Origin of the sequence: Pseudorhodoferax sp. Leaf267 (assembly GCF_001422405.1) — a bacterium.
Taxonomy (GTDB): domain Bacteria; phylum Pseudomonadota; class Gammaproteobacteria; order Burkholderiales; family Burkholderiaceae_C; genus Pseudorhodoferax.
On record NZ_LMMV01000021.1, the window covers coordinates 259,233 to 279,963 of the forward strand.

General features: G+C 67.5%; 22 protein-coding genes. 13 read left to right on the forward strand and 9 right to left on the reverse strand.

Annotation, left to right across the window (positions count from 1 at the left end; all coding sequences use genetic code 11):
- Positions 1 to 100: 100 nt before the first annotated feature.
- Positions 101 to 592: an acetolactate synthase small subunit gene (ilvN, locus tag ASF43_RS18305; protein ID WP_056184029.1), complete on the reverse strand. Its 492-nt coding sequence runs from the start codon at positions 590 to 592 to the stop codon at positions 101 to 103.
- 122 nt (positions 593 to 714) lie between these two features.
- Positions 715 to 2,502: an acetolactate synthase 3 catalytic subunit gene (locus ASF43_RS18310; protein WP_056184032.1), complete on the reverse strand. Its 1,788-nt coding sequence runs from the start codon at positions 2,500 to 2,502 to the stop codon at positions 715 to 717.
- A 269-nt stretch (positions 2,503 to 2,771) separates the two neighbouring features.
- Here ASF43_RS18310 and ASF43_RS18315 point away from each other — a divergent pair, with 269 nt between their 5' ends.
- From ASF43_RS18315 to ASF43_RS18340, 6 genes are read left to right on the forward strand one after another with little or no spacing between them, the layout of a single operon-like run.
- The gene (locus ASF43_RS18315; RefSeq protein ID WP_056184034.1) at positions 2,772 to 3,338 is read left to right on the forward strand and encodes an RNA polymerase sigma factor; all 567 of its coding nucleotides are present in this window, start codon (positions 2,772 to 2,774) and stop codon (positions 3,336 to 3,338) included.
- The gene (locus tag ASF43_RS18320) at positions 3,335 to 3,775 is read left to right on the forward strand and encodes a DUF3619 family protein (RefSeq protein WP_056184036.1); all 441 of its coding nucleotides are present in this window, start codon (positions 3,335 to 3,337) and stop codon (positions 3,773 to 3,775) included. Before ASF43_RS18315 ends, ASF43_RS18320 begins: the two co-directional genes overlap by 4 nt.
- A 4-nt stretch (positions 3,776 to 3,779) precedes the next feature.
- On the forward strand, positions 3,780 to 4,475 hold the full coding sequence (locus ASF43_RS29965; protein WP_162241825.1) for a DUF3106 domain-containing protein: 696 nt from the start codon (positions 3,780 to 3,782) through the stop codon (positions 4,473 to 4,475).
- On the forward strand, positions 4,472 to 5,026 hold the full coding sequence (locus ASF43_RS18330; RefSeq protein WP_056184040.1) for an RDD family protein: 555 nt from the start codon (positions 4,472 to 4,474) through the stop codon (positions 5,024 to 5,026). The genes ASF43_RS29965 and ASF43_RS18330 overlap by 4 nt, the downstream gene beginning before the upstream one ends.
- Positions 5,023 to 5,403, forward strand: a complete 381-nt coding sequence (locus ASF43_RS18335) for a diacylglycerol kinase (protein WP_056184042.1) — start codon at positions 5,023 to 5,025, stop codon at positions 5,401 to 5,403. Before ASF43_RS18330 ends, ASF43_RS18335 begins: the two co-directional genes overlap by 4 nt.
- 17 nt (positions 5,404 to 5,420) lie before the next feature.
- Positions 5,421 to 5,987, forward strand: coding sequence for a TIGR00730 family Rossman fold protein (locus ASF43_RS18340; protein WP_056184043.1), 567 nt, complete (start codon positions 5,421 to 5,423; stop codon positions 5,985 to 5,987).
- 21 nt (positions 5,988 to 6,008) lie between these two features.
- Here the strand turns inward: ASF43_RS18340 and ASF43_RS18345 are convergent, their stop codons facing one another.
- Positions 6,009 to 6,347: a P-II family nitrogen regulator gene (locus tag ASF43_RS18345; RefSeq protein WP_056184045.1), complete on the reverse strand. Its 339-nt coding sequence runs from the start codon at positions 6,345 to 6,347 to the stop codon at positions 6,009 to 6,011.
- A 277-nt stretch (positions 6,348 to 6,624) separates the two neighbouring features.
- Between ASF43_RS18345 and ASF43_RS18350 the strand changes: the two genes are divergently transcribed.
- A complete protein-coding gene (locus ASF43_RS18350; protein ID WP_056184047.1) occupies positions 6,625 to 7,818 on the forward strand; it encodes a GNAT family N-acetyltransferase in 1,194 nt (397 codons plus the stop codon).
- Positions 7,819 to 7,823: 5 nt separating this feature from the next.
- Here the strand turns inward: ASF43_RS18350 and ASF43_RS18355 are convergent, their stop codons facing one another.
- Together ASF43_RS18355 and ppa are read right to left on the reverse strand one after the other, a co-directional pair.
- A complete protein-coding gene (locus ASF43_RS18355; RefSeq protein WP_056184049.1) occupies positions 7,824 to 9,056 on the reverse strand; it encodes a cystathionine gamma-synthase family protein in 1,233 nt (410 codons plus the stop codon).
- Between the two features lie 8 nt (positions 9,057 to 9,064).
- On the reverse strand, positions 9,065 to 9,601 hold the full coding sequence (gene ppa, locus ASF43_RS18360) for an inorganic diphosphatase (protein ID WP_056184051.1): 537 nt from the start codon (positions 9,599 to 9,601) through the stop codon (positions 9,065 to 9,067).
- 239 nt (positions 9,602 to 9,840) lie between these two features.
- On the opposite strand from ppa, the gene ASF43_RS18365 reads away from it, so the two are divergent.
- From ASF43_RS18365 to mobA, 6 genes are all read left to right on the forward strand, one after another.
- Entirely contained in the window at positions 9,841 to 12,276 is a 2,436-nt protein-coding gene (locus tag ASF43_RS18365; RefSeq protein ID WP_056184053.1) for a sodium-translocating pyrophosphatase, read from the forward strand.
- Between the two features lie 119 nt (positions 12,277 to 12,395).
- Positions 12,396 to 12,635 (forward strand): AbrB/MazE/SpoVT family DNA-binding domain-containing protein, encoded by a 240-nt coding sequence (locus ASF43_RS18370; RefSeq protein ID WP_056184055.1) that lies wholly within the window; start codon positions 12,396 to 12,398, stop codon positions 12,633 to 12,635.
- On the forward strand, positions 12,628 to 13,095 hold the full coding sequence (locus tag ASF43_RS18375) for a type II toxin-antitoxin system VapC family toxin (protein ID WP_082497959.1): 468 nt from the start codon (positions 12,628 to 12,630) through the stop codon (positions 13,093 to 13,095). The genes ASF43_RS18370 and ASF43_RS18375 overlap by 8 nt, the downstream gene beginning before the upstream one ends.
- Positions 13,096 to 13,120: 25 nt before the next feature.
- A complete protein-coding gene (locus ASF43_RS18380) occupies positions 13,121 to 14,554 on the forward strand; it encodes an aldehyde dehydrogenase family protein (protein ID WP_056184057.1) in 1,434 nt (477 codons plus the stop codon).
- Between the two features lie 72 nt (positions 14,555 to 14,626).
- Positions 14,627 to 15,742, forward strand: a complete 1,116-nt coding sequence (gene moaA, locus ASF43_RS18385; protein ID WP_056184058.1) for a GTP 3',8-cyclase MoaA — start codon at positions 14,627 to 14,629, stop codon at positions 15,740 to 15,742.
- Positions 15,743 to 15,744: 2 nt separating this feature from the next.
- A complete protein-coding gene (gene mobA, locus ASF43_RS18390) occupies positions 15,745 to 16,377 on the forward strand; it encodes a molybdenum cofactor guanylyltransferase MobA (protein ID WP_056184060.1) in 633 nt (210 codons plus the stop codon).
- Here mobA and ASF43_RS18395 read toward each other — a convergent pair.
- The 4 genes from ASF43_RS18395 to ASF43_RS18410 form a co-directional block, all read right to left on the reverse strand.
- A complete protein-coding gene (locus tag ASF43_RS18395) occupies positions 16,347 to 16,508 on the reverse strand; it encodes a YbdD/YjiX family protein (RefSeq protein ID WP_235578308.1) in 162 nt (53 codons plus the stop codon). The two genes, mobA and ASF43_RS18395, sit on opposite strands and share 31 nt — an antisense overlap.
- Before the next feature lie 43 nt (positions 16,509 to 16,551).
- Positions 16,552 to 18,624, reverse strand: coding sequence for a carbon starvation CstA family protein (locus ASF43_RS18400; protein ID WP_056184064.1), 2,073 nt, complete (start codon positions 18,622 to 18,624; stop codon positions 16,552 to 16,554).
- 131 nt (positions 18,625 to 18,755) lie between these two features.
- Positions 18,756 to 19,394 carry a response regulator transcription factor gene (locus tag ASF43_RS18405; protein ID WP_056184065.1) on the reverse strand — a complete coding sequence of 213 codons (639 nt, stop codon included), beginning with the start codon at positions 19,392 to 19,394 and terminating at the stop codon, positions 18,756 to 18,758.
- The gene (locus ASF43_RS18410; protein WP_056184067.1) at positions 19,387 to 20,718 is read right to left on the reverse strand and encodes a cache domain-containing protein; all 1,332 of its coding nucleotides are present in this window, start codon (positions 20,716 to 20,718) and stop codon (positions 19,387 to 19,389) included. The genes ASF43_RS18405 and ASF43_RS18410 overlap by 8 nt, the downstream gene beginning before the upstream one ends.
- Between the last annotated feature and the right edge of the window lie 13 nt (positions 20,719 to 20,731).

Below are 20,731 nucleotides of genomic sequence, written 5' to 3' on the forward strand. Positions count from 1 at the left end.
TCATTTCTCCAAAATGGTTTGGCGGATTGCCTCTGGCAGCCTCGCAAAACGCGATCCGCTCACGCCGAGCCTGCCAGCAGGCGCATGCGGATGCTTGATGTCAGACGCGCAGGATGCGCTCGCCGCGGCCGATGCCGCTGGAGCCGGTGCGCACCGTCTCCAGGATCGCGCTGCGTTCGATGGCTTCCAGGAAAGCGTCGTTCTTGCCCTGGTCGCCCGTCAGCTCGATGGTGTAGCTCTTCTCGGTCACGTCGATGATGCGGCCGCGGAAGATGTCGGCCATGCGCTTCATCTCCTCGCGCTCCTTGCCAACCGCGCGCACCTTCACCATCATGAGCTCGCGCTCGGTGTAGGCGCCTTCGGTCAGGTCGACGACCTTGACCACTTCGATCAGCCGGTTCAGGTGCTTGGTGATCTGCTCGATCACCTCGTCGGAGCCGGCCGTCTGGATGGTCATGCGCGACAGGCTCGGGTCCTCGGTCGGCGCGACGGTCAGCGATTCGATGTTGTAGCCGCGGGCCGAGAACAGGCCCACCACGCGGGAAAGTGCGCCGGCTTCGTTTTCCAGCAGCACTGCGATGATGTGTTTCATGGAATGCAGATTCCTCTTTTCGCTGCCCTCCCCCGCGCACGGTAATGCGCAGGCTCGGCAGGCAATAGATTCGTCGTTGAAAAGGAGTCCGGCCGCGCTGCGGCGCAGCCGGACGGATTGGCTTACAGGTCTTCGGAGCCCAGCAGCATCTCGGTGATGCCCTTGCCGGCCTGGACCATGGGGAACACGTTTTCCGTCGGGTCGGTGCGGAAATCCATGAACACCGTGCGGTCCTTGAGCTTGCGCGCCTCGCGCAGCGCTGGTTCCACGTCGCGGGGATGCTCGATCAGCATGCCGACGTGGCCGTAGGCCTCGGCCAGCTTCACGAAATCAGGCAAGGCGTCCATGTAGCTGCTGCTGTAGCGGCCGGCGTATTCCACCTCTTGCCACTGCCGCACCATGCCCAGGTAACGGTTGTTCAGCGAGCAGATCTTGATGGGCGTGTTGTACTGCAGGCAGGTGGACAGCTCCTGGATGCACATCTGCACCGAACCTTCGCCCGTGACGCAGAACACTTCGGCCTCGGGCTTGGCCAGCTTGATGCCCATGGCATAGGGAATGCCCACGCCCATGGTGCCCAGGCCACCGGAATTGATCCAGCGGCGCGGCTCGTCGAAGCGGTAGTACTGCGCGGCCCACATCTGGTGCTGGCCCACGTCGGACGTGATGTAGGTTTCCACGTCCTTGGTCATGTTCCACAGGGTCTCGATGACGTACTGCGGCTTGATGACGTCGGTGGCGCCACGGTTGTACTTGAGGCAGTCGCGCTTGCGCCAGGTCTCGATCTGCTCCCACCAGGCCGCCAGCGCGCCGCTGTCCGGCTTGATCTCGGACTCGCGGACCATGGCGATCAGCTCGGTCAGCACGTCCTTCACGTCGCCCACGATCGGAATGTCCACGCGCACGCGCTTGGAGATGCTCGACGGGTCGATGTCGATGTGGATGATCTTACGTTCGTTCTGCGCGAAGTGCTTGGGGTTGCCGATCACGCGGTCGTCGAAGCGCGCACCGACGGCCAGCAGCACGTCGCAGTTCTGCATCGCGTTGTTGGCTTCCAGCGTACCGTGCATGCCCAGCATGCCGACGAACTTGCGGTCGCTGGCCGGGTAGGCGCCCAGGCCCATCAGCGTGTTGGTGACCGGGTAGCCCAGCATGTCGACCAGCGTGCGCAGTTCGTTGGTGGCGTTGGAGAGCAGCACACCGCCGCCGGTGTAGATGTAGGGGCGCTTGGCCGTGAGCAGCAACTGCAAAGCCTTGCGGATCTGGCCGCCGTGGCCCTTGCGCACGGGGTTGTACGAGCGCATCTCGACGGTCTCGGGGTAGCCCGCGTACAGCGCCTTCTTGAAGGACACGTCCTTGGGGATGTCCACCACCACCGGGCCGGGACGGCCGGTGCGCGCGATGTGGAAGGCCTTCTTGACCGTCATGGCCAGGTCGCGCACATCCTTGACCAGGAAGTTGTGCTTGACGATGGGGCGCGTGATGCCAACGGTGTCGCATTCCTGGAAGGCGTCCAGGCCGATGGCCGGCGTGGGCACCTGGCCGGTGATGATCACCATCGGGATGCTGTCCATGTAGGCCGTGGCAATGCCGGTGATCGCATTGGTGACGCCCGGGCCGGAGGTGACCAGGGCCACGCCGACGTCACCGGTCGCACGGGCGTAGCCATCGGCGGCGTGCACGGCAGCCTGTTCATGGCGCACCAGGACGTGCTGGATCGTGTCCTGCTTGTAGAACGCGTCGTAGATGTAGAGCACCGCGCCACCGGGGTAGCCCCAGATGTGCTTGACGTTCTCGGCCTGCAGGGCCTTGACGAGGATTTCGGCGCCCATGAGTTCCTGGGGGCCGGATTGCGCGAGGGGCGAGGATGCGGCGGCTGCCGACTTGAGTTCGGCTTTTGAGATTTCCATGATGAACCTTTGCGAATTTCTCTAACGAAATACCTTGGGTGCCCCTTCGCGCTTTCTTGTGGAAAGCCGTCGGGACTTGAGACCAAGGCCATGGGCGTACTGCGTGTGCCGCCGGACCTTGACCCGTTTGCTTGTTGAGTAGCGGGCAGGATTATCGCATTGCTTCCCGCCAGGCCCCGCGCAGAACGGTGTGCAAATCTCGCGGTGCCATAATCCGCCGCTGCCGCGCCCCGGCGCTGCGACGATCAAACAGCCCACGGCTTGCTGTCTTGGCCACTGAAAAAGAACTCTCCGAATTCCTCAAGAGCGTCGAACGACGGGCCTTCAAACGCTCCGTCTACCACGTGCGCAACGAGGAATCGGCGCTGGACATCGTGCAGGACAGCATGATGAAGCTGGCCGAGCACTACGGCGACAAGCCCGCCAATGAATTGCCGATGCTGTTCCAGCGCATCCTGTCCAACTGCACGCTGGACTGGTTCCGGCGCCAAAAGACGCGCAATGCCCTGTTCTCCAATCTCAGCGATTTCGAGTCCGCTGGCGAGGACGGCAATTTCGACCTGCTGGAAACCTTGGTGCTCGATGGCGGATCCGAACGGACGGAGAGTGCCGAAGACTCGATGCGCCGGGCACAGATCCTGCGGGAGATCGAAAGCGCAGTCCAGGATCTCCCCGGCCGTCAACGAGAGGCATTTTTGATGCGTTACTGGGAGGAGATGGACGTTGCCGAGACGGCTGCCGCCATGGGCTGCTCCGAGGGCAGCGTGAAAACACACTGTTCGCGGGCTGTCGCTGCCCTGAGCCGGGCCTTGACCGCCAAAGGGATCCACCTATGAAGAACCAAGCCACTGCAACACTTCCGTACGACCAGATCGGCCGCAGGATCGCAACGCGGCTGTCTGCAGCCAATGCCGAGATCGAGCACGACATCCTGGAGCGGCTGCGCGTCGCACGCCAGCAGGCCGTTGCGCAGCGCAAGATCGCCAGCACAGTGGTCGCCAGTGGCGTCGCCATGTCCAGCGGCGGCGCGGCCGCCCTGCATTTCCATGATGCCGAACGGCCGGGCCTGTGGAGCCGTGTGGCTGCAGCCTTGCCCCTGCTGGCACTCGTGGCGGGCTTGCTGGCCATCTACGTGACCCAGAACGACAACCGCGCGGACGAAGTTGCAGAGATCGATGCCGCGCTGCTGACCGACGACTTGCCCCCTGCCGCGTATGCCGACCAGGGCTTCATGCAGTTCCTTAAGCACGACGGTCCGTCCACGCAGCCCTGACACCGTGCTGGTGCGTATGCAACTGCCTGTTTGGGCTGAACGGCCATTGCGCGGTGCAAGACGGCGTGCCGCGGCGGCTGGCATGGTGGTTGGCATCGGCCTGTGCATGGCCGGGTCCACGGTTTGGGCCCAAACTGGTGCGCGGACCAGTGCTACTACCCAGCCAACAGCGAGCTCGGCCGCGGAAAGCGCTCCGCGTTGGAACGAGCTGTCGGCGTCCCAGCGCCAGGCACTGAAGCCACTGGCCAGTACCTGGAGCAGCCTTACGACGGCGCACAAGCGCAAATGGATCGCCTTATCGCGCAATTTCCACAAGCTTCCTGCGAACGAGCAACGCAAGCTCAACGAGCGCATGGGCGAATGGAGCACGCTGACTGCCAGCGAACGTAGCCAGGCCCGTCTCAATTTCGTCGCCACAGGCAAGCTGTCCACCGATGACAAGCAGGCCAAGTGGCAGGCCTACCAGGCGCTGAGCGAGGATGAGCGGCACAAGCTGGCCGAACAGGCGCCGCACCGCCCGATGTTGGGCGCTGCCATTGCCGTGCGGCCCGTGCCGACCGAGCGCCTGACCCGGCTGCCCGCCAAGACCGACAATGCCGCCATGCCCAGAATCTCCGCCGCCCCGCACCAGATTGATCCACGGACCTTGCTGCCCCAGGTCGACCGCCATGCTGCAGAGCACGGCACGCCGGCCCGATGACGGCGCAGCCCAGCCCTGCTGGTCACGCCGCGCCCCCCCCTGCTCGCGAGCCCCTGGAGCCTGCCATGTTGCAGGCGCCTGGCCTGTGGCGGCGCATGGCGTGTTGGCTGTATGAAGGCATGCTGATGTTTGGCGTTGTCTTCCTGGCAGGCTACCTGTTCGGCACCCTCAGCCAGACGCGGCACGCGCTGGACAACCGGTTTGCATTGCAGGCGTTCCTGTTCGTGATCTTCGGCATCTACTTCACTTGGTTCTGGGCCAAGGGGCAGACGTTGGCCATGAAGACCTGGAACATCCGCGTCGTGGGCCGCGACGGGCGCGCCATCAGCCAGCCGCGCGCGTTGCTGCGTTACGTGCTGAGCTGGCTGTGGTTCGTGCCGCCGCTGGCCTGCATGGCGCCGTTCGGCCTGCCTGCCGGCGAGTCCTTCGTGTTGGTGCTCGGTTGGGTGGCGGTGTGGGCGATTGCCAGCCGCTTCCATCCGCAATGCCAGTTCTGGCATGACGCGTTGGCCGGGACGCGCCTCGTGAACTCCAGGCCGCTCAGCCGATGAGCACCGAACGGTTCTACAAGTCCCGCAAGGGGCTGGACCGCGTCTGGCACGCGCTGGGCTACTCGCTTGCCGGGCTGCGCACGGGCTGGACAGAGTCCGCTTTCCGCCAGGAGGCCGTGGCAGCCTGCGTGCTGGTGCCCGCGGCGTTCTGGCTCGGCACGACCTGGATGCAGACAGCCTTGCTCGCAGCCAGTGTCGTGCTGGTGCTGGTCGTCGAATTGCTGAACACCGCGATCGAAGCGGCTGTCGACCGCATCGGCCAGGAGCGCCATGACCTGTCACGGCAGGCAAAGGATCTGGGCAGCGCCGCCGTGCTGCTGGCGTTGTTGCTGGCCGCCGGCATCTGGATTGCGGCGCTGTGGGAGCGATTCATTTGACCCGGCCCGCGTTTTCCATGTGCGTCTATTGCGGCTCCAGGCCGGGCGCGCAGCCGGCGTATGCCGAGGTGGCCGGCCTGGTGGGCCGCTGGATCGGCGCGCATGGCGGCCAGCTGGTCTATGGCGGCGGCCTCAACGGCCTCATGGGCGTGGTGGCCAACGCCACGCTGGCGGCAGGCGGCACCGTGGTCGGCGTAATTCCGAAAGCACTGGTCGAGAAGGAGTGGGCGCACCGCGGCTGCACGGAGCTGCATGTGGTGGACACCATGCACAAGCGCAAGCGGCTGATGGCCGAGCGCGCCGATGCCTTCATCGCCCTGCCTGGCGGCATCGGCACCTTCGAGGAGTTCTTCGAAGTGTGGACCTGGCGCCAACTCGGCTACCACGACAAACCCGTGGGCCTGCTCAACGTGGGCGGGATCTACGACGGCTTGCTCGCGTTCCTGCGGACGACCGTGGAACAGCAGTTCGTCAATGACTGGCAGATGGACCTGATTCGCGTGGACAGCGACGCCGAGCGCTTGCTCGAGAGCCTGGTGAACGATGCGGGCGTGGCCGTCGCAACGCGCCTCGACCAGATCTGAAGTGTGGCCAGCGCAGCGCGCTCAGACGGCCGACTCGTCCTCTTCACCGGTGCGGATGCGCACGACACGCTCGACGGCCGTGATGAAGATCTTGCCGTCGCCGATCTTGCCGGTGCGCGCGGCGCGCACGATGGCTTCCACGCAGCGGTCGACATCGTCGGTCTTGACCACGATCTCCACCTTCACCTTGGGCAGGAAGTCGACGACGTATTCAGCACCGCGGTACAGCTCCGTATGCCCCTTCTGGCGGCCGAAGCCCTTCACCTCGGTCACGGTCAGGCCGGTCACGCCGCATTCCGCCAGGGCTTCGCGCACTTCTTCGAGCTTGAACGGTTTGACGATGGCGGTGATCTGTTTCATGCGAATCTTTCGGGGGTTCGTACGCGAATTTGCTGGCAATAGGATAGCGCCAATCCTTGCCCAGGCCGCAGTGTGCAGGCGCAATTCCCCAAGCGAACGCTGTGGTTTGGGCTCCACGGGCCAGAGGTAGGCCGTCCGCGCGCCGCATCGGTGCACACGGGCCATGACCCGAGCGATGCGCGGGCCACCGGATTCACGGCATCATGCGGCGCAATGAACTGGCATCTCCCATCGAGCGTGACGAGCGACGGCACAGTGTGCGTGGACAGGACGGGACATGTCCAAGCCCGCTGACGTGATCCGTATCCTGGATTCGGCGCGGCACGTCACGGCTGAGCAGTGGGACGGCCTGCTGGCTGCGCAACCGCATCCCAGCCCTTTCATGCGCCATGCCTACCTGCTGGCCATGGAGACCAGCCGCAGTGCGGTGCCCAAGACGGGGTGGACGCCGCGCTTCCTGACGCTGTGGCGCGGCGACTGCCTGCAGGCGGCCTGCGCCCTGTACCTCAAGGACCACTCCTACGGCGAGTATGTGTTCGACTGGGCCTGGGCCGATGCCTACCAGCGCCACGGCCTGCCCTACTACCCCAAGGCACTGATCGCACCGCCCTTCACGCCCGTGCCTGGCGCGCGCCTGCTCGCGCGTGATGCCGAGAGCCGGGCTGGCCTTCTGCAGGCTGCGGTGGCGTGGTGCGAAAGCGAAGGCCTGTCGTCGCTGCACCTGCTGTTCACGAGCACCGAGGACCAGGCGGCCTGCGTGGATGCGGGCCTGATGCTGCGGCACACGGTCCAGTTCCACTGGCAGAACGCGGCGCCTGCCACGGGCCTGCCATTCGATGGGTTCGACGCGTTCCTGGCCAGCCTGGCACAGGACAAGCGCAAGAAGATCCGGCAGGAGCGCCGCAAGGTCGACGAGGCCGGCGTGCGCTTTCGCTGGGCGCAGGGCCGCGACATCGCGCCGGCCGACTGGGACTTCTTCTACCGCTGCTACGAGCGCACCTACCTCGAACACGGCAACGCGCCTTATCTGCAACGCAGCTTCTTCGCCCGCATGGCAGAGGACATGCCCGAGAACTGGCTGATGTTCATCGCGGAGCACGGTGAGGGCGACGAGCGGCAGCCCATCGCCAGCAGCCTGATCGGTCTGGACCGGGAGGAGCGTGTGGCCTACGGCCGCTACTGGGGCGCACTGGCCCGCGTGGACTGCCTGCACTTCGAGGCCTGCTACTACCAGCCGCTGGCCTGGTGCATCGCGCACGGCTACCGACGCTTCGAAGGCGGTGCGCAGGGCGAGCACAAGATGGCGCGCGCGCTGATGCCGGTGCGCACCAGCAGCGCGCATTGGTTGGCGCACCCGGCGTTTGCCGATGCGGTGGAACGCTTCCTGGAACGCGAAGGCCAGGGCATCGCGGGCTACCTGGACGAGCTGGCCGGCCGCACGCCGTTCCGCCAGTCGTCAGAGCCGCAGTAGGCCGATCAGCCCAGGGCCTGTTCGAAATCGGTCAGCAGGTCGGCGCTGTCTTCCAGGCCCACCGACAGCCGGATCAGCCCATCGGCGATCCCCATGGACGCGCGCACTTCGGCCCCGGCTTCCCAGAAGATGGTCGGCGCGACCGGAATGATCAGCGTGCGCGTGTCGCCCAGGCCGGTTGCCTTGATCGGCAGGCGCAGGCGGTCGATGAACTGCAGGCAGGCCGCGGTGTCCTTCAGCTCGAACGACAGCAGCCAGGAGCCGGCGCTGAACAGGCTGCGCGCCAATGCGTGCTGCGGATGCGACTCCAGCATCGGGTAGTGCACGGCGACAACCGCCTCGTGCGCCTGCAGGTAGCGCGCCAGTGTCAACGCCGTCGCGCTGCAGTGCGCCACGCGCAGGGCCAGCGTTTCGGCGCCCAGGCTGATCTGGTGGGCATGCTCGGACGACAGGTTGCCGCCCATGTCGCGCAGGCCCTTCTTGCGCACCTGGGACAGCCCCCACTGCTTCGTGTCGCCCTTGCGGTAGGCATCGAAGATATTCGGGTAGGCCTGCCAGTCGTACAGGCCGGTGTCCGTCACGGCGCCGCCCAGCGCCTGGCCGTGGCCAGCGATGGTCTTGGTCAGCGATTGCACGACCAGGCCGGCGCCCACGTTCCTGGGCCGGAACAGCGCCGGCGAGGTGATGGTGTTGTCGACCACGAACAGCAGCCCGCGCTCGGCGCAGAGCTGGCCGATCGCCGGCATGTCAGCCACCTGCGTGCCGGGGTTGGCGATCGTCTCGACGAACACCATGCGCGTGTTCGGCTGCACGGCGGCCGCGACGGCCGCTGCGTCGGTCGCATCGACCGTGGTGATCGTGATGCCCAGCGCGCGCAGCGTGCCGAAGATGCTGTTCGTATTGCCGAAGACAAACCGGCTGGCCACCAGGTGGTCGCCCGCGCGCAGCAGCGTCAGGAACACTGCGCTGATGGCCGCCATGCCGGTCCCGAAACACACCGTCCCCACGCCTTGCTCCAGACGCGTGATCTGGCTTTCCAGCGCAGCCGTGGTCGGCGTGCCCTGGCGCGCGTAGTTGTAGCCACCCTTGAGCGTGCCCTGGAACACGCCGATCAGGTCTTCGACGCGGTCGAAGCCGTACTGGGTGGAGGTGTGGATGGGCTTGTGCACGCCGCCGTGCTCGACGCCGAAGCGCCGGTCGGAATGCACGATGCCCGTGCTGATGCCTTCGGATGCCATCCGGTCGCTCAGGCGTTGGCCTTCTTGTAGGCCTCGATGCCGTCCAGCACTTCCTTCTTGGCCGCGTCCAGGCCTTCCCAGCCCAGCACTTTGACCCACTTGCCCGCTTCCAGGTCCTTGTAGTGCTCGAAGAAGTGGCTGATGGCCTTCAGGCGCATCTGGTTCACGTCGTCCACCTTCTTCCAGTGGCTGTAGATGGGCAGCACCTTGTCGGTGGGCACGGCCAGCACCTTGCCGTCCACGCCGGCTTCGTCTTCCATCATCAGGATGCCCAGCGGCCGGCAGGGCACGACCACGCCGGGGAACAGCGGGTACGGGGTGATCACCAGCACGTCGACCGGGTCGCCGTCGCCGCTTAGCGTCTGCGGAACGTAGCCGTAGTTGCTGGGGTAGTGCATGGCGGTCGTCATGAAGCGGTCGACGAAGATCGCGCCGGATTCCTTGTCCACTTCGTACTTGATCGGGTCCGCATTCATCGGAATCTCGATGACCACGTTGAACGATTCGGGAATGTTCTTGCCGGGGGAGACTTTGTCGAGGGACATGGTGCTTCTTGGAGGTTGAGGAATCAGGCTGCAGCCTGGGGAGAAACCCTGATTTTACGGGTGCCGCGTCAGAGAAGACGCCGTCAAGACTGGCGTTCCCGGTTTTTGCTTTTATATTGCGCCGGTTGGCCAATCGTCTCGACCGCAAGGGTTCATGAGCACGACGAGGAAGCAACGCAGCGGGGCACCGCCGGCGTTGTGCCCCTTTCGAGCAAAGAACAAGCGAGGAGAGACCTTATATGACTGGCAACTCGGCGCTGATATTGGCGCTTGGCTGCGGCTTCATTGCCGTGGCTTACGGCTTCTGGGCCCGCAGCTGGATTCTGTCGCAGGACGCGGGCAACGCCCGCATGCAGGAGATCGCCGCGGCGATCCAGACGGGAGCTGCAGCCTACCTGGCCCGGCAGTACAAGACCATCGCCATCGTGGGCGTCGTGCTCGCCGTGCTGATCGGCCTGTTCCTGGACGCCAAGACCGCCGTCGGCTTCTTCATCGGCGCAGTGCTTTCGGGAGCCTGCGGCTTCATCGGCATGAACGTCTCGGTGCGCGCCAACGTGCGCACGGCGCAGGCGGCCACGCGCGGCATCGGGCCGGCGCTGGACGTGGCGTTTCGCGGCGGGGCCATCACCGGCATGCTGGTCGTGGGCCTGGGCCTGCTGGGTGTCACGGCGTTCTACTGGTTCCTGAGCGGTGGGGCCGTGCCGGCAGGTGGCAAGTCGGCAGAGCTGCTGAACCCGCTGATCGGCTTTGCGTTCGGTTCGTCGCTGATCTCCATCTTTGCGCGGCTGGGCGGCGGCATCTTCACCAAGGGCGCCGATGTGGGCGCCGACCTGGTGGGCAAGGTCGAGGCCGGCATTCCCGAGGATGACCCGCGCAACCCGGCCGTGATCGCCGACAACGTGGGCGACAACGTGGGCGACTGCGCGGGCATGGCGGCCGACCTGTTCGAGACCTACGCGGTCACGCTGATCGCAACCATGGTGCTCGGCGCGCTGGTGGTCACGGGCGGGGGTGCCAACATGGTGGTCTACCCGCTGGCGCTGGGCGCGGTATCCATCGTCGCGTCCATCGTCGGCTGCTTCTTCGTGAAGGCCTCGCCGGGCATGAAGAACGTGATGCCGGCGCTGTACAAGGGCCTGGCCGTGGCCGGCGTGCTGTCGCTGGTCGCCTTCTATTTCGTGACCACCTGGCTGATCCCGGACAACGCCATCGCCGCCACCGGCAGCCAGATGAAGCTGTTCGGTGCCTGCGTCGTGGGCCTGGTGCTGACGGCCGCGCTGGTCTGGATCACCGAGTACTACACGGGCACGCAATACAAGCCGGTGCAGCACATCGCGCAGGCCTCCACCACAGGCCATGGCACCAACATCATCGCGGGCCTGGGCGTGTCCATGCGCTCCACGGCCTGGCCGGTAATTTTCGTCTGCATCGCGATCTGGGTGTCGTATGCGCTGGGCGGGCTGTACGGCATCGCCGTTGCAGCCACCTCCATGCTGAGCATGGCCGGCATCGTGGTGGCACTGGATGCCTACGGCCCCATCACCGACAACGCCGGCGGCATCGCCGAGATGGCCGAACTGCCCAGCAGCGTGCGCGACATCACCGACCCGCTGGACGCCGTGGGCAACACCACCAAGGCCGTGACCAAGGGCTATGCCATCGGCTCGGCCGGCCTGGCCGCGCTGGTGCTGTTCGCCGACTACACGCACAAGCTGGAGGCCTACGGCCGCGTCATCACCTTCGACCTGTCCAACCCCATGGTCATCATCGGGCTGTTCATCGGCGGTCTGATCCCCTACCTGTTCGGCGCCATGGCCATGGAGGCCGTGGGCCGTGCGGCGGGATCGGTGGTGGTCGAGGTGCGACGCCAGTTCCGCGACATCCCCGGCATCATGGAAGGCACGGCCAAGCCCGAGTACGGCAAGGCGGTCGACATGCTGACCTCGGCGGCCATCAAGGAAATGATGATCCCCTCGCTGCTGCCGGTGGTCGTGCCCATCCTGGTCGGCCTGCTGCTGGGGCCGGCCGCGCTGGGCGGGCTGCTGATGGGCACCATCGTCACCGGCCTGTTCGTCGCGATCTCCATGTGCACGGGTGGCGGCGCCTGGGACAACGCCAAGAAGTACATCGAAGACGGCCACCACGGCGGCAAGGGCTCGGAGACGCACAAGGCCGCCGTGACCGGCGACACCGTGGGCGATCCGTACAAGGACACGGCCGGCCCGGCCGTGAACCCGCTGATCAAGATCATCAACATCGTGGCGCTGCTGATCGTGCCGCTGGTGATGCAGTTCCACGGCGGGCCTGTGGCGTCGGCACTTGCGGCCACCACGATGGCGGCTGGCGAAGCGGCTTCGTTCCGCGTGGAAAACGGCGTCGTCAAGTTCTATTTCGCCACCGGCAAGGCCGACCTGGCCGGCGGCAGCGGCGCGGCGCTGGCGGAGGTGGCCACGGCCGTCGCGGCCGGCAAGCGGGCCGTGGTCAGCGGGTACCACGATGCGAGCGGTGACCCCGAGAAGAACGCGGAGTTGGCCCGCCAGCGTGCCGTGGCCGTGCGCGATGCGCTGAAGGCGGCCGGGGTAGCTGAGGACAAGATCGAACTCAGCAAGCCGGCGCAGACGCAGGCGGGCGGGCCGCCCGCAGAGGCGCGTCGCGTGGAGGTCGTCGTGCAATAGCCTTGCGGTGCGACGACGCCCAAGCCCGCTATCGCGCGGGCTTTTTCAATTCAGGCAATGCCGAGCACCAGCGAGCGAGTAAGATTCTTACCATTACAAGTAAGAATGGGCGGAGCGCCATGAAAATCACCAGCAAAGGCCAAGTCACGATTCCCCAGGCCGTGCGCGAACAGGCCGGCCTGCACCCCAACAGCGAAGTCGAATTCGAAGTGCGCCCCAATGGCGAGGTCGTGCTGCGACGCATGCGACCCAAGGCATCGCCGGTGCGCGCCGCGTTCCAGGCTGCTCGCGGCAGCGCCACAGCGGCGCAGTTCAAGGGCATGGGCACGGACGAGTTCATGCGCTTCCTGCGTGGCTGAGGCGCGCCACCGCGTCGCCGAGCCCGACGCGCGCTACCTCGTTCGGCCTGCCACGCTGGTCGACAGCAATGTGCTGATCGACGTGCTGGGCGACGATCCGCAGTGGGCCGACTGGTCCATTGACCAACTGGCGCGGCTGGGCGACGAGGCGGCACTGGTGATCAATCCGCTGATCCTGGCCGAGCTGAGCCCGCGGTTCGAGCGCGCCGCCGAGCTGGAGGCCGCGTTGGCCGGCCTGCCGCTGCGGCGCGATCCCCTGCCCTGGGACGCGGCTTTCCTCGCAGGCCAGGCCTTTCGCGCGTACCGTAGTGCGCCTGGGACCATATCCGGCCGCGTACGTTCGCCGCTGCCTGACTTCTACATCGGCGCGCATGCGCTCGTGAGCGGCTTGCGCCTGCTGACACGCGATGCCAAGCGTTACCGCAACTATTACCCCAAGCTCGAGATCGTCTCGCCCTGACAGACTTCATTGATCGGCCCGCACCATGCCCCTGAACTACATCGCCAACGCGTTCGTCCCCTCCTCGTCCGGCCGCACGATCCCGGTGATCGACCCGTCCGACGGCCAACCGTTCGAAGAGATCCAGCGCAGCAACGCGCAGGACATCGACACCGCCGTGCATGCTGCGCGCCAGTGCCTGGACGGCATCTGGCACAAGGTCTCGGCCGCCGACCGCAGCCGGCTGCTGATGCGCCTGGCCGAGAAGATCGCTGACCACGCCGACGAGCTGGCCGCCATCGAGCAGCGCGACTGCGGCAAGCCGACCAAGCAGGCCCGCGCCGATGCGCTGGCGCTGGTGCGCTATTTCGAGTTCTATGCCGGTGCCTGCGACAAGCTGCACGGCGAGACCATCCCGTACCAGGACGGCTACAGCGTCTTCACCTGGCGCGAGCCGCATGGCGTCACGGGCCATGTGATCCCCTGGAACTACCCCATGCAGATCTTCGGCCGCAGCGTGGGCGGCGCGCTGGCCGCCGGCAACGTGTGCGTGGTCAAGCCGGCCGAGGACGCCTGCCTGTCGCTGCTGCGCGTGGCCGAGCTGGCGGCCGAGGCCGGGTTTCCGGCCGGGGCCATCAACATCGTGACGGGCTATGGGCACGAGGTCGGCGACGCGCTGGCGCGGCACCCGGGCATCGACCACATCAGCTTCACCGGCAGCCCCAAGATCGGCACGCTGATCCAGCAGGTCGCCGCCGAGCGGCATTGCCCCGTCACGCTGGAGCTGGGCGGCAAGAGCCCGCAGATCGTGTTTGCCGATGCGGACCTGGACCAGGCGATTCCGACCGTCATCAACGCGATCGTGCAGAACGCAGGCCAGACCTGCTCGGCCGGCTCGCGGCTGCTGGTCGAGCAGTCGCTGTACGAGCCGCTGCTGGAGCGGCTGGGCGCGGCCTTCGAGAAGCTGCGCGTCGGCCCGGCCGCGATGGACCTGGACGTGGGCCCGCTGATCCGCGCCAGCCAGCAGCAGCGCGTGTGGGACTTCCTGTCCGACGCGCACGCGGCCGACATCCCGGTCGTGGCCGAGGGCCGCGTGGTGGACGAGGCGCCAGAGACCGGCTTCTACCAGGCGCCCACGCTGCTGCGTGACGTGCCGGTGGACCACCGCCTGGCGCAGGAGGAAGTGTTCGGCCCGGTGCTGGCAGCGATGTCGTTTCGCGATGAAGACCATGCCGTGCAACTGGCCAACGCCACGCAGTTTGGCCTGGTGGCCGGCGTCTGGACACGCGACGGCGCCCGCCAGTTCCGCATGGCGCGCCGCGTGCGCAGCGGCCAGGTGTTCATCAACAACTATGGCGCCGGTGGTGGCGTGGAACTTCCCTTCGGCGGCGTCAAGAGCTCAGGCTACGGCCGCGAGAAGGGCTTCGAGGCGCTGTACGGCTTCACGACGCTGAAGACCGTCGCCGTCAAGCACGGCTGACGGCCGGCATGGCGCCGTGTCCCGACAACATGGCCGAGGCCGGGACATACCCCCTGCTGCACAATCGAGCGCATGACCCACCGCGTCATTCCCTTGCGGGCCGAGTCCGCCCTGCCCATGCCCTTGCGGGCACCGGCCGACCTGCGCGAGCAGGTGCCCGGCGTGTTGCTCGACCGCCTGCACCGCCCGCTGCACGACCTGCGCATCAGCGTGACCGACCGCTGCAACTTCCGCTGCAGCTACTGCATGCCCAAGGAAGTCTTCGGCAAGGACTACCCCTACCTGCCCCATGCGGCCCTGCTGAGCTTCGAGGAGATCACGCGCCTGGCGCGCGTGTTCGTGGCGCAAGGCGTGCGCAAGATCCGGCTCACGGGCGGCGAGCCATTGCTGCGCAAGAACATCGAGCATCTGATTGAGCAACTGGCGGCCCTGCGCACCGTCGATGGCGAGCCGCTGGACCTCACGCTCACGACCAACGGCTCGCTGCTCGCGCGCAAGGCCGCCAGCCTCAAGGCGGCCGGCCTGAACCGCGTGACCGTCAGCCTGGACGGGCTGGACGACACCGTGTTCCGCCAGATGAACGACGTCGACTTCCCTGTGGCTGACGTGCTGCGCGGCATCGACGCCGCACGCGACGCGGGCCTGGGGCCGATCAAGGTCAACATGGTCGTCAAGCGCGGCACGAACGAGCAGGAGATCGTGCCCATGGCGCGGCATTTCCGCGGCAGCGGCACCGTGCTGCGCTTCATCGAATACATGGACGTGGGCGCCAGCAACGGCTGGCGCATGGACGAGGTGTTGCCTTCGGCCGAAGTCGTGGCGCGCCTCTCGGCAGAACTGCCCCTGGTGCCACTGCAAGCCTTTGCCCCGGGTGAGACCGCCGAGCGCTGGGGCTATGCCGACGGCACTGGCGAGATCGGCGTGATCAGCAGCGTGACGCAGGCCTTCTGCCAGGACTGCAACCGCGCACGCCTGTCAACCGAGGGCCAGCTCTACCTGTGCCTGTTCGCCAGCCGCGGCCACGACCTGCGCAGCCTGCTGCGCGGCGACGCGACGGACGCGGATCTCGCGCATGCCATCGCCGGCATCTGGGAGGGCCGCGCGGACCGCTACTCCGAGTTGCGCGGCTCCGGCGCACTGCCCGCCCCGGGCGTCAAGCGCATCGAGATGAGCTACATCGGCGGCTGAGCGTGGTCGAACGCCGCGACATCACGGGCCTGGTGCTCGCAGGCGGCCAGGGCGCGCGCATGGGCGGGCTGGAAAAGGGGCTGCAAGGCTTCGGGGGCGTGCCACTGGCCCGGCATGCGGCCCAGCGCCTGGCGCCGCAGGTCGGGCCGCTGCTGCTCAATGCCAACCGCCACCTGGGCCTGTACGCCGCCTTCGGCTGGCCGGTCCATGCCGACACGCTGCCCGACTACCCCGGCCCGCTGGCCGGGCTGCTGACCGGCCTCACCCATTGCACGACGCCCTGGCTGGCCACCGTGCCCTGCGACAGCCCTGCGTTCCCGCGGGATCTCGTGGCCCGGCTGGCGCAGGCCGCGTGCGATGCCCACGCGCAGGTGGCCGTGGCCTGCGCGCCCGATGCCGAAGGCCGCATGCGCCGCCAGCCCGTGTTCAGCCTCGTGCAGTCCGCGCTGCGGGCCGACCTCGCCGCGTTCCTGGCGCAGGACGGCCGCAAGATCGGCGCCTGGCTGGCGCGCCACGCTTGCATCGAGGTGCCGTTCGACGACGCCGACGCCTTCGCCAATGCCAACACGCTGGACGAACTGCGCGCGCTGGAACGGGCGCAGGTTCAGCAGCAGCGCCCCATGCGCGCACCATAGCGCGCAGCCTGGCGCTCGCGAAAGAACTCCTCGTAGTTCATCGGCGCCTGGTCCGGGTGCGTGGCCTGCATGTGGGCCACGTAAGTGCCGTAGTCCGGCACGCCCACCATCAGGCGCAGGCTCTGCGCCATGTAGCGCCCGGCGCGCCCGATGTCGCCGAGCAGGCCGCCGGCCTCAGCCACGGGCGGCCGCGCCCATGGGCAGCGCCTCGTAAGGTGTCTCCTGCACGGTCGGCTGGCGCGCGGCGCGCGCCTTGAGCACCGACTTGACGCTGTAGACCAGCACGCTCAGCACGACGAAGATGAACAGGCCGCACAGGGCTGCGTCCAGCCGGTCGTTGAACACGATGCGCTGCATCGCCTCGGCCGTCTTTGCCGGTGCCAGCAGCTGGCCCTGCGCCAGCGCGTCGGCGTAGCGGCTGGCATGCGCGAGGAAGCCCACCTTGGGGTCGGCCGAGAAGATCTTCAGCCAGCCCGCCGTCAGCGTGCAGGCCAGCAGCCAGCAGGCCGGCGCGATGGTGACCCAGGCGTAGCGGTCCTTCTTCATCTTGAACAGCACGACGGTGGCCAACATCAGCGCCACGGCCGCCAGCATCTGGTTGGAGATGCCGAACAGCGGCCACAGCGTGTTGATGCCGCCCAGCGGGTCGACAACGCCCTGGTACAGGAAATAGCCCCAGGCGGCCACGGTCAGCGCGGTCGCCACCAGATTGGCCGGGAGCGAGTCGGTGCGCGCCAGGGCCGGCACGAAGCTGCCCAGCAGGTCCTGCAGCATGAAGCGCCCGGCGCGCGTGCCCGCGTCCACGGCGGTCAGGATGAACAGCGCCTCGAACAGGATGGCGAAGTGGTACCAGAAGGCCATCATCCCCGGCCCGCCCAGCGCCTGGTGCAGGATGTGCGCCATGCCCACGGCCAGCGTCGGCGCGCCGCCCGTGCGGCCCAGGATGGTGGTCTCGCCCACGTCCTTGGCGGTCTGGATGAGCATGTCGGGCGTCACCGAGAAGCCCCAGCCCGAGATCGTTTGTGCCACGGCCTCGGGCGTGGTGCCCACCAGTGCGGCCGGGCTGTTCATCGCGAAGTAGATGCCGGGCTCGATGCACGAGGCCGCCACGAGCGCCATCACGGCGACGAAGGACTCGGCCAGCATGCCGCCGTAACCGATGAAGCGCATGTGGCTTTCGTTGTCGACCATCTTGGGCGTGGTGCCCGAGGAGATCAGCGCGTGGAAGCCCGACACCGCACCGCAGGCAATCGTGATGAACAGGAACGGGAACAGGCTGCCCGACCACACCGGGCCGTTGCCGGCAACGAACTGCGTCATGGCCGGCATCTGCAGCGTGGGCGCCACGAACACGATGCCGACGGCCAGCGCGAGGATGGTGCCGATCTTGAGGAAGGTGGAGAGGTAGTCGCGCGGCGCCAGCAGCAGCCACACCGGCAGCGTGGCGGCGATGAAGCCATAGCCGATCAGCATCCAGGTCAGCGTCGTGCCGTCGAAGGTGAACAGCGGCGCCCAGTAGCTGCTTTGGCTCACGGCCTGGCCGCCGAAGATGGCCAGCATCAGCAGCACGAAGCCGATGACCGAGATCTCGCCGATGCGCCCGGGCCGGATGTACCGCAGGTACACGCCCATGAAGACCGCCACCGGGATGGTGGCCGCCACGGTGAAGGTGCCCCAGGGCGATTCGGCCAGTGCCTTGACCACGATCAGCGCCAGCACCGCCAGGATGATGATCATGATCATGAAGGTGCCGAACAGCGCGATCATGCCCGGCACGATGCCCATCTCCTGCTTGATCAAATCGCCCAGCGAGCGGCCGTCGCGCCGTGTGGAGACGAACAGCACGATGAAGTCCTGCACCGCGCCGGCGAACACCACGCCGGCCAGGATCCACAGCAGCCCGGGCAGGTAGCCCATCTGCGCGGCCAGCACCGGCCCGACCAGCGGGCCCGCTCCGGCAATGGCGGCGAAGTGGTGGCCGAACAGCACGTTCTTGTCGGTGGGCACGTAGTCCAGCCCGTCGTTGTGGCGGTGCGCAGGCGTCTTGCGGCGCGCGTCCAGCCCCAGCACCTTGTCGGCGATGAACAGGCTGTAGTAGCGGTAGGCGATGGCGTAGACGCACAGGGCGGCGACCACGATCCACAGGGCGTTGATGGCCTCGCCTCTTGCGAGTGCGACCGTGCCCAGGGCGAACGCGCCGACGATGGCGACGATGAACCACACAAGGTGGCGGTGGATACCGGACATGCTGTCTCCTCTTTTGATGGCGGCCACACCCGCGGGCCGCAACGCGCCGGGCAGTATGTTGTGCGGGCTGTCCAGCCGCATCCGTTGCACCGCGTGCGCGGGCACGCGGCAATACCTAAGGGATAACCCGGTTAGCGCGCGACGCCGGAATGCTCGACGGCGTACTTGATGAGTTCGGCCTGGCCGGCCAGGTCCAGCTTGCGCTTGATGCTCTGGCGGTGCGCCTCGACCGTGCGCACGCTGAGCGCCAGCGCGGTGGCGATCTGCTTGCTCGACTCGCCGCGGCCCAGCGCGGCCAGGATCTCGCCCTCGCGCGGCGACAGGATGGGCCGCGGCTGCTGGGTGCGGAACAGCCGGCGCGACACCGCCGGGCTCAGGAAGGTGCCGCCCGCGGCCACGGCGTCGATGGCGGCCAGGATCTCGCTGGCCGGCGCGTCCTTCAGCACGTAGCCGCGCGCGCCGGCCTGCAGCGCACGCTGTACGTACTCGGGGTTGTCGTACATGCTGAACATCAGCACGCGCAGGCCGCTCTGGCGCTCCAGCATGGCCTGCACGAGGTCGATGCCGTTGCCGTCCTTCAGGCCCACGTCCTGCAGCACCACGTCGGGCGCGCAGTCCGCCAGCCGCACCAGCGCCTCGGCCGCGTCGGCGGCCTCGCCCACGACCAGCAGCCCCGGCGCGCTGGACAGCCGCGCGCGCAGCCCTTCGCGCACCATGGGGTGGTCGTCCACGAGCAGGATGCGGATCACGCCGGGGTCGGTGTCAGCCATGCAGTTGGGCCTCGATCTGCGTGCCATGCCCGGGGCGGGTCTCGATGTGCAGCCAGCCACCGATGGCCGCCAGGCGCTCGCGCATGTTGCGCAGGCCGATGCCCTGCTCGGGGTGCTGGTGCACGGCCTGGTCGTCGAAGCCGCAGCCGTCGTCGCGGATGCGCATCTGCAGCTGGCCCGGCGTCGTGAAATCCAGCGTCAGCTCGACCTGGCTCGCGTGCGCGTGCTTGGCCACGTTGGTCAGGCTTTCCTGCGCGATGCGGAACAGCGCGGTCTTGGCCTCCACCGGCAGCTCGCGCGCCTCGCCTTCCACGTGCACGGTCACGAGCGCGCCGCCCGCGTCCTCGAATTCCTGGCCCAGGTGCTGCAGGGCGGCCGGCAGGCCCAGTGTGTCCAGCAGCGCCGGGCGCAGCCGGTGCGAGATGCGGCGCACTTCATTCAGGCTGCCGTTCAGCCGCTCCAGCGCCTGGGCCAGCGGCACGCGGTCGCCGCTGTCCAGGCCAGCCTCGACCAGCAGCTTGGTCGACACCAGGGTCTGGCTGATGCCGTCGTGCAGCTCGCGCGCCAGGTGGGCACGTTCGTCCTCCTGCGACTGCTGCACCTGCCGCGCCAGCAGCCGCAGCTTGCGGTCGGCCACCCGCTGCTCCGACACATTCAGTGCCAGGCCGCCCGCGCTGATCAGTGCGATGCCGAACACGGCGGAGCCCGCGATCCACAGCATGGTGGCGGCGATGTTGCGATTGGCCTCGGCCTCCAGGCTGCCAAGCGTGGCGTGGATGCCGTCCAGGTACAAGCCCGTGCCCAGCATCCAGCCCCAGCGCTCGTAGGCGATCACATAGCCCAGCTTGGGCCGCAGCTCGCCGCTGGAGGGCTGGCGCCACAGGTAGTCGACGAAGCCGCCGCCCGCCCGCGCCCTGGCGATCAGTTGCTGGATCGTGGGCCGGCCCTGCTGGTCGCGCAGTTCCCACAGGTCCTGCCCCAGCAGTTCGGGCTGGCGCGAGTGCATGAGGACCTTGCCCTGCAGGTCGTAGACGAAGAAGTAGCCGTCGCGCCCGTAGTCCAGCGAGGCCAGCAGCTGCAGCGCCTGCGCGCGCTCGGCCGGGTCGTTGCCGCCGCGGTCGTACAACGGCTGCACCGTGCTGGCGGCCAGCGCCACGTAGTTGCGCAGCTCGTCGCGCCGCGCGTCCATGTAGGCGCGCTCGACCATGGCGTGCTCGCGGCGGGCCAGCTCGCGCTCCTGGTGGCGCATGGCCAGCGCGATCAGCGCCAGCGAGGCCAGCAGCGGCAGGATGGCCAGCAGGCCGATCTTGGTCCGCAGCCGCATCGCAGGCGCCCGC